The sequence below is a fragment of the Pseudomonas sp. FG86 genome (assembly GCF_057808775.1).
Genome location: NZ_JBMDIS010000082.1, coordinates 19210 through 28609, shown reverse-complemented (window position 1 = coordinate 28609; position 9400 = coordinate 19210). Strand labels below are relative to the sequence as shown.

General features: G+C 62.3%; 3 protein-coding genes. All 3 read left to right on the top strand.

All coding sequences use genetic code 11. The features are described 5' to 3' along the window. Window positions 1-198: 198 nt before the first annotated feature. From recC to recD, 3 genes are read left to right on the top strand one after another with little or no spacing between them, the layout of a single operon-like run. On the top strand, window positions 199-3651 hold the full coding sequence (recC, locus tag ACODSV_RS29920) for an exodeoxyribonuclease V subunit gamma (RefSeq protein WP_150054240.1): 3453 nt from the start codon (window positions 199-201) through the stop codon (window positions 3649-3651). After that, the gene (gene recB / locus ACODSV_RS29915; RefSeq protein WP_150054239.1) at window positions 3648-7322 is read left to right on the top strand and encodes an exodeoxyribonuclease V subunit beta; all 3675 of its coding nucleotides are present in this window, start codon (window positions 3648-3650) and stop codon (window positions 7320-7322) included. Before recC ends, recB begins: the two co-directional genes overlap by 4 nt. After that, the gene (recD, locus tag ACODSV_RS29910; protein WP_150054238.1) at window positions 7319-9388 is read left to right on the top strand and encodes an exodeoxyribonuclease V subunit alpha; all 2070 of its coding nucleotides are present in this window, start codon (window positions 7319-7321) and stop codon (window positions 9386-9388) included. Before recB ends, recD begins: the two co-directional genes overlap by 4 nt. Window positions 9389-9400 lie beyond the last annotated feature (12 nt).

The following is a 9400-nucleotide window of genomic DNA, read 5'->3' as shown; positions in this document are numbered from 1 at the left end:
AAGCAGATGGGGTTTTGTTTTGGGCGGTCGAAAAGCGCAGGCGCAAGCGTGCTCATGCAGGACGATAACGCTGACGCGCACCGTCGGGCACACCGAACCCACTCCAAACCCCCCGCTTCTTGCATCCCGATACCGCCAATATTTGCCCACAGTGCTAAAGTCCCTCCCTCGATTTTTGCTTTTCCCAAGGAAGCCGTTATGCCGGACTCGACGTCCCTCAGCGCTGGATTCATGGTGGTTCACGGCAACCGCCTGGACGAACTGCGCAGCCTAGTGGTCAGTTGGATGCGACGATATCCACTGGCACCCTTGGAAAACGAAATCGCCTTGGTGCAAAGCAATGGCATCGCCCAATGGCTCAAATTGGCCCTGGCTGAAGATCCGGAAGATGACGATATGGGGGGCTGCGGCATCGCGGCGGCCATTGATGTGCAACTGCCGGGTAGCTTCATGTGGCAACTTTATCGGATGGTCCTTGGCCGTGACGAAATTCCGCCCAAGTCCCTGCTCGACAAAGCCCCGCTGACCTGGCGCCTGATGCGCCTGCTCCCGGAGCTCATTGATCAACCGCACTTCGAGCCCCTGCAACGCTTCCTGACTCACGACACGGACCTGCGTAAACGCTACCAACTCGCCGAACGTCTGGCCGACCTGTTCGACCAGTATCAGGTCTACCGTGCTGACTGGCTGGAAGATTGGGCCGCGGGCCGTCATCAGTTACGTAATGGTCGCGGTGAAACCAAACCCCTGAACCCGGCCAACTGCTGGCAAGCCGAATTATGGCGCGCGCTGCTGTTGGATGTCGGGGAGGAGGGCATGGCCCAAAGCCGTGCCGGCGTCCACCAGCGATTTATCGAGCGCATCAATAGCCTGAAACAAGCCCCCCCAGGCCTGCCTTCCCGAGTCATTGTTTTCGGCATTTCATCCTTGCCTGCGCAGGCACTGGAAGCCCTTGCCGGCCTGGCTCGCTTCAGCCAGGTCCTGCTGTGCGTGCACAATCCCTGCCGCCATCATTGGTCTGACATCGTCGCTGACAAAGACTTGCTGCGTAACGAATACAAACGCCAGGCGCGCAAGGCCGGTATGCCGGTGACCATCGACCCGCAGTCCCTGCACCAACATGCCCATCCATTACTGGCCGCATGGGGCAAACAAGGCCGCGACTACATCAGCCTGTTGGACAGTTACGATGATCCCAACAGTTACCGAGCCGCCTTCCGCGATGGCCGAATCGACCTGTTCAGCGAGACCGTGCCCACCACGTTGCTCAACCAGCTCCAGGACGACATCCTCGAACTGCGCCCGCTCAATGAAACCCGCGATCTCTGGCCCGCCGTCGACCTGCAGCGTGACACGTCAATCCGCTTCCATATCGCTCATAGCGCCCAGCGCGAAGTAGAAATTCTCCACGACCAACTGCTTCAACGCTTCAGCGCCGATCCCACCCTACGTCCTCGGGACATCATCGTCATGGTCCCCGACGTCGACAGCTACGCGCCGCACATTCGCGCCGTATTCGGCCAGTTGGAACGAAGTGATCCACGCTTCATCCCCTTCACCCTCACCGACCAAGGACAACGCGGCCGCGACCCGTTGTTGATCGCCGTCGAGCATCTGCTCAAGTTGCCAGACAGCCGCTTCCCCGTCAGCGAGATTCTCGACCTGCTCGACGTCCCGGCCCTGCGTGAACGTTTCGCTATCAAAGAACGCGACCTGCCCACGTTGCACCGCTGGATCGAAGGGGCCGGTATCCGTTGGGGACTCAACGCCGAGCAACGCGCCGGCCTGGGTCTACCCCATGAGCTGGAGCAAAACAGTTGGCGCTTCGGCCTGCGCCGTATGCTCCTGGGCTACGCCGTTGGCACCGGCACCGCTTGCGACGGTATCGAACCTTATGACGAAATCGGCGGCCTCGACGCTGCCTTGATTGGCCCACTGGTCGCCTTGCTCGATGCCCTGAGCGATGCCCATCAAGCCTTGTCTCAACCTGCCGCTCCTCAAGCATGGGGCGAGCGCCTACAACGCTTGATGCAACTTTTCTTCCTGCCTAACAGCGAGCACGACGACTACCTGCTGGGCCAGCTCGAACAGCTGCGGGAAACCTGGCTGGAAACCTGTGAGTCCGTGGGCCTGCAGGACGAGTTACCGCTCACTGTCGTTCGTGAGGCATGGCTGGCCGGTCTGGACCAGGGCCGCCTCTCACAGCGCTTTCTCGCCGGAGCTGTCAATTTTTGTACCCTGATGCCCATGCGCGCGATCCCATTCAAGCTCGTCTGCCTGCTCGGTATGAACGACGGTGACTACCCGCGCGCACAACCGCCATTGGATTTCGACTTGATGGGCAGCGATTATCGCCCTGGCGACCGTTCACGCCGCGAAGATGACCGCTACCTGCTGCTTGAAGCCCTGCTGTCCGCGCGCGACCAGCTCTACATCAGTTGGGTCGGGCGCAGCATCCGCGACAATAGCGATCGCCCGGCATCGGTGTTGATTGGCCAACTGCGCGACCACATCGCCAGTGGCTGGCATAACGCCAATATTGCACAGCCACTTATTGAGGCGATGACCCAGGAACATCCGCTCCAGCCCTTTAGCGCCCGGTATTTTCACGAAGGTGACCCGCTGTTCAGCTACGCCCGTGAGTGGCAGCTGCTGCACGAGGCCGCGGAGGCCACCCCTGACACGGCGGCATTGTCGGCCCATCGGCAGGAAGAGCCCCTGAGCCTGGGCCAACTGCAGGACTTCCTTCGCAACCCGGTCAAACATTTCTTCGGCCAACGGCTGAAAGTTTTTTTCGAAGCCGCCGAAGTCCCGCTGGCCGATGAAGAACCCTTCGTCCTCGACGCACTGCAACGCTACAGTCTGAGCGACAGCCTGCTCAATGCCGCATTAAACCAGCCCGATCACTTCGACCAGGCCCTCAACGCCCAGGCACTGCGCCTGCAAGGCAGTGGCCTGCTGCCGATGGTCGGGTTCGGCGAGCGTCTGCGTAACGAACTGATCGAACCTTTGCCTGACTTGTTACGCCGCTACCAACAGCTTCTAGCCCTCTGGCCAACCCCCCACACCGGTGCTGAACCGATCAGTTTCGAGCATCAGGGTATTCAGCTGGAAGGCTGGATCAGCGGCCTGCATCGACGCAGTGATGGCGGGTTGTTAAGCGTCACCACCATCCCCAACAGCATCGGTTCGATCAAGACGCGCAAGTGGCACCGCCTGATTCGCCCATGGGTCAATCACGTGGTCGCCTGCGCCTGCGGTCTGCCATTGAGCACCGGGTTGGTGGCCAGTGATGACACCCTGCTGCTGGCTCCGCTGGAAAAATCCAGCGCCCAGGGCATCCTCGGCGACCTGTTGCTCGCCTGGCATATCGGCATGAGCAAACCCTTGCCCATCGCGGTCAAAACCGCCTTCGCCTGGCTTGGCCAAACCGACCCGGTCAAAGCTCACGCTGCCGCCAGCAAAGCCTACGAAGGTGACGGCCTGACCACCGACGGCGAACGTCGCGAAACCCCGGCACTCACCCGCCAATTCCCCGACTACGCCGCCCTGATGGCCAGCGAAGAATTCGAAGGGTGGTGTGAAACCTTGTATCGGCCCTTGCTCAACGCCCCTTGGCGATCCCTGAACAGCGAGGAGGTCGGCGCATGAGCAGCAAACCCTTGGCCTTGGCATTCCCGCTAAAAGGCAGCCAGTTGATCGAAGCCAGTGCCGGTACCGGCAAGACCTTCACCATCTCCGCCCTGTACCTGCGCCTGGTACTCGGCCACGGTGGTGACGAGTCAGGCTTCGGCCGCGAACTGCTGCCCCCGCAAATCCTCGTTGTGACCTTCACCGACGCCGCCACCAAGGAGCTGCGCGAACGCATCCGTATCCGTCTGGCCGAAGCTGCGCGGTTCTTCCGCGATGAAATCAAACAACCGGATGCGCTGATCGCCGAGCTGCGCGAGCACTATCTGCCCGAACAATGGCCCGCGTGTGCCAATCGCCTGGATATCGCCGCGCAATGGATGGACGAAGCGGCGGTCTCGACCATCCACAGTTGGTGCCAACGCATGCTGCGCGAACATGCGTTCGACAGTGGTAGCTTGTTCACCCAGACCTTGGAAACCGACCATAGCGACTTGCTCGGCGAAGTGCTGCGCGACTATTGGCGGCTGTTCTGCTATCCGATGCACGACGATGCGCTCAACTGGGTGCGCAACAACTGGGGCGGGCCGGCCGCGCTGATGCCGCGAGTACGCGCGTTGTTCGGCAGCGAGCGGCCCACTGATGAGCATCGCGACCCCGCCGAACTGATCAGCGCCTGCCTGCAAGAGCGTCGCGAAGCCCTCGTTGCGCTTAAAGCGCCCTGGCAACAATGGGCCGCCGAGTTGCGCGACATCTGCCTGCAAGCCGTCGCCGCCAAAGCCGTCGACGGTCGCAAGATGCAAGCCCGCTACTTCGAACCCTGGTTCGAAAAAATCAGCGCCTGGGCCGCGGATGAAACCCTGGAACAACTGGATATCGGTACCGGCTTCACGCGTCTGACCCCCGATGGCATGGCCGAAGCCTGGAAGGGTGATCCGCCGCACCACCCGGGTATCGACGCCATGGTCGGCCTCAAAGCTGCCCTCGATGCGTTGCCAACCCCCGATGCCGCTGTGTTGCAACACGCCGCGGGCTGGGTCGGCAAACGCTTCGAAGACGAAAAACGCCGCCGCGCCGAAATGGGCTTCGACGACATGCTGATCCGCCTCAACGCCGCCTTGCAATCAGATGGCGGCGAGCGTCTTGCCAGTGTGATCCGCGAGCAGTTTCCGGTCGCCCTGATCGATGAGTTCCAAGACACCGACCCGGTCCAATACAGCATCTTCGACAGCATCTACCGCATCGAAGAAAACCACCTCGACAGCGGCCTGTTCCTGATCGGCGACCCCAAGCAGGCGATCTACGCGTTCCGTGGCGCGGATATCTACACGTACCTGCGCGCCCGCCAATCCACCACTGGCCGTCACCACACCCTGGGCACCAACTTTCGCTCCAGCCATGCGATGGTCGAGGCGGTGAACCATGTGTTCCAGCGTGCCGAAAAAGGCCGCGGCGCGTTCCTGTTCCGCGGGCCGGATGGCGAAAATCCGGTGCCGTTCCAGCCGGTGCTGTCCCAGGGACGCAAGGAGCAATTGCAGATCGATGGCCAAACGCTGCCGGCGATGACGCTCTGGCACCTGCCCACCGATCAGCCGATTTCCAACGTGGTTTATCGCCAGCAACTTGCCGCCGCCTGTGCCACGCAGATTGTTGAACTGCTCAACGCTGGGCAGCAAGGTCGCGCAGGTTTCCTGCAAGAAGACGGCAGCGTTAACGGCGTGCTGCCCTCAGCTATCGCTATTCTGGTGCGCGACGGCAAGGAGGCCCAAGCCGTGCGCGGCGAATTAGCCACCCGTGGTGTACGCAGTGTCTACCTGTCCGACAAGGACTCCGTGTTCGCCGCCCAGGAAGCCCATGACCTGTTGGCCTGGCTCAAGGCCTGTGCCGAGCCCGACGTCGAGCGTCCGTTGCGCGCCGCGCTGGCCTGCGTCACCTTGAACCTGTCACTGCCTGAACTGGAGCGTCTGAACCAGGACGAACTGGCCTGGGAAAGCCGTGTCATGCAGTTCCGCGGCTACCGTGTGATCTGGCGCACCCAGGGCGTGCTGCCGATGCTGCGGCGCCTGCTGCATGACTTCAAGTTGCCGCAAACCCTGATGGCCCGCAGCGATGGCGAGCGAGTACTGACCAACCTGTTGCACCTCAGTGAGCTGTTGCAACAAGCGGCGTCTGAATTGGACGGCGAACAGGCCCTGATCCGTCATCTGGCCGAACACCTGGCGCTCTCCGGCCAAGCAGGTGAAGAACAGATCCTGCGCCTGGAAAGCGATGAGCAACTGGTCAAGGTGGTGACCATCCACAAGTCCAAGGGGCTGGAATACGATCTGGTATTCCTGCCATTTATCTGTTCGGTCAAACCGGTGGATGGCAGTCGCTTGCCGCTGCATTACCACGATGAAAACGGCAAGTCCCACGTCAGCCTGCGCCCGACGGCCGCGTTGATCGCCCAAGCCGATGACGAGCGCCTGGCCGAAGACCTGCGCTTGTTCTACGTGGCCCTGACCCGGGCCAAACACGCCTGCTGGCTGGGCATTGCCGACCTCAAGCGCGGCAATAGCAGCAGTTCTGTGCTGCACCTTTCGTCGCCGGGTTATTTGCTTGGCGCGGGCGCATCCCTGGGCGAATCTGCTGGCCTGGCGCGCTGGCTGCTGGATCTGCAGGAAGGCTGCCCTGCCATCCACTACACCCACGTACCCGAAGCGCAAGACTGCGTGTTTCATCCGCCGCGCAACGAAGCCACGCTGCTCCCCCCCTTATTACCCAAACGCAAGGCGGCGGAAAACTGGTGGATCGCCTCCTACAGCGCCTTGCGCATCGGTGACAGCATGAGCGCCGCCAGCCTCGAAGCGCCGGAAAGCCCACAAGCCCAGAAGCTGTTCGACGACGAACGTCTCGACCCTGATGCACCGCGTGAAGTGGCAGCGTCCGGCGGCGACATTCACCGTTTCCCACGTGGCCCGAATCCGGGGACCTTCCTCCATGGCCTGTTGGAGTGGGCGGGCGAGGAGGGCTTCAACGTGACGTCGGATGCGATCGAAAAAGCCGTGGGCGCGCGTTGCAACCGACGTAACTGGGAAGGCTGGATCGTCACCCTCAGCGGCTGGCTGAGCCATCTGTTGCAAGCAGCGCTGCCGCTGCACAACGACCAGGTCACTCTCAGCGGCCTGCAGCAATACCAGGTCGAAATGGAGTTCTGGTTCGCCAGTCACAAAGTCGACGTGCTTGCCCTCGATAAGCTGGTGTGCCAGTACACCCACAACGGTGTCTCGCGGGTTGCTGCCGAGCCGGTCCTGCTCAACGGTATGTTCAAAGGCTTTATCGACCTGACGTTCGAGCATGACGGCCGCTACTACGTGGCGGATTACAAATCCAACTGGCTCGGCCCCGACGACTCGGCCTACACCCAGGCGGCCATGGAGCTGTCGATCCTCGAACATCGGTATGACTTGCAGTACGTACTGTACCTGCTGGCCCTGCACCGCCAGCTCAAGGCGCGCCTGCCGGGCTACGACTACGACCGCCATGTCGGTGGGGCGCTCTACCTGTTCCTGCGCGGCAGTCGGGCTGCCAGCCAGGGGGCGTATTTCACCCGCCCTCCACGGGAGCTGATCGAGGGCCTGGATTTGCTCTTCCAAGGTCAATCGATACCGCCCAAGGCCGAACCCGCCTGGGAACAAGGAGTGCTGCTATGAGCCTGTCGTCGTTACCGCTGGAGGCGTTGGCACCCCTCAGCCGCGCCGCTGACCTGGTGCAACTGCTGGAGCGTTGGGTTGACCGCGGCTGGCTGCGCGCGTTGGACAAAGCCTTTGTCGGTTTCCTGTACGAGCTCGACCCGCACGCCGATCCCTTGGTGCTGCTGGCGGCGGCGCTGACCAGCCACCAACTGGGCCATGGTCACGTGTGCCTGGACCTGTTCGAAACCCTCAAGGCGCCGGACTTCGCCCTGTCATTGCCGCCCGAAGGCGACCTGCAAGCCGGCGCCATGTTGCTGCCTTCGCAACTGCTCGACGGCCTGGACGGTGCCCATTGGTGCCATACCCTGGCCGCGAGTCCACTGGTCGCCCTGGCGGTGGATGGCAGCGAGGCTGCACAGAGCCGACCGTTGGTGCTGTCCGGCAAACGCCTGTACCTGCGCCGCTACTGGGCCTACGAGCGACGCATCGATACGGCCCTGCGCCTGCGTCTGGCGACCGCAGAAACCGTCGCCGCCGATTTGCCCCAGCGCTTGAATGGCCTGTTCGACCAACCCGTGCCGGAAGGCATGATCGACTGGCAAAAGCTTGCCTGCGCCCTGGCCACCCGTGGTGCATTCAGCATCGTTACCGGTGGCCCCGGCACTGGCAAGACCACCACCGTGGTGCGTCTGCTGGCCTTGTTGCAGGCGCCGGCCGTGGAAAGCGGCACGCCCCTGCGCATTCGCTTGGCTGCGCCTACCGGCAAGGCGGCCGCACGTTTGACCGAATCGATCAGCCAACAAGTGCTGTCACTGAAAGTGCCTGACAGCGTGCGGGAAAAAATCCCGACCCAGGTCACCACGGTTCACCGCTTGCTCGGCAGTCGGCCGGGCACGCGGCATTTTCGTCATCACCAGGGCAACCCGCTGCCGCTTGATGTATTGGTGGTGGACGAGGCCTCGATGATCGACCTGGAAATGATGGCCAACCTGCTCGACGCATTGCCGCCCCATGCGCGCCTGGTGTTGTTGGGCGACAAGGACCAGCTCGCCTCGGTGGAGGCCGGCGCCGTCCTCGGTGACCTGTGCCGCGACGCCGAGGCTGGCTGGTACAGCCCAGAAACCCGCCAATGGCTGCAAGCCGTCAGCGGCGAGGACCTCAGCGCCAGTGGCCTGCAGGAAGACCTCGATGGCGACCATCCCCTGGCCCAGCAAGTGGTGATGCTGCGTTACTCGCGACGCTTTGGCGAAGGCAGCGGTATTGGCCAACTGGCGCGCTGGGTCAACCAGCAAAACGCCGAAGAGGCCCGCCAGCTGTTGGCCGCCCGCAGCCACAACGACCTGTTCTGCGTCAGCCTCAAAGGTGAGCACGACCATGCTCTGGAGCGGCTGGTGCTGGACGGGCAGGGCGATGGTGCCGAAGGCTATCGCTATTATCTGAACCTGCTGCAATCGGCGCGCCCGTCCTTCGACACCCCGCGGGAAGATCACGCCTGGACCCACTGGGCGCAGCAACTGCTGCAAGCCTTCGACGCCTTCCAGTTGCTATGTGCCGTGCGTAAAGGCCCCTGGGGAGTGGAGGGGCTGAACCTGCGCATCACCGCCGCCTTGCGCAAAGTGCGGCTGATCGAAGGTGACGAGCAATGGTACGAAGGCCGCCCGGTACTTATGACCCGTAATGACTATGGCCTGGGCCTGATGAACGGCGATATTGGCATTGCCCTGAAACTGCCCGAAAGCGACGGTGGCCCTCAGGTACTGCGTGTCGCCTTCCCACGGAACGATGGCCAGGGCGGTGTGCGTTTTGTACTACCCAGCCGCCTGAACGATGTGGAAACCGTGTATGCCATGACCGTGCACAAATCCCAGGGCTCTGAATTCACTCACACCGCCTTGATCCTGCCCGAGGCACTCAACCCGGTGCTCACCAAAGAGCTGATCTACACCGGCATCACCCGCGCCAAGCGTTGGTTCAGCTTGATCGAACCCCGCGGCGGCGTGTTTGAGGAAGCCGTGCGACGCAAGGTCAAGCGCTTGAGTGGGTTGATGCTGGAACTGGGGCACGAGGCTGAAAAAACTGACTGATAGGTCATGCAA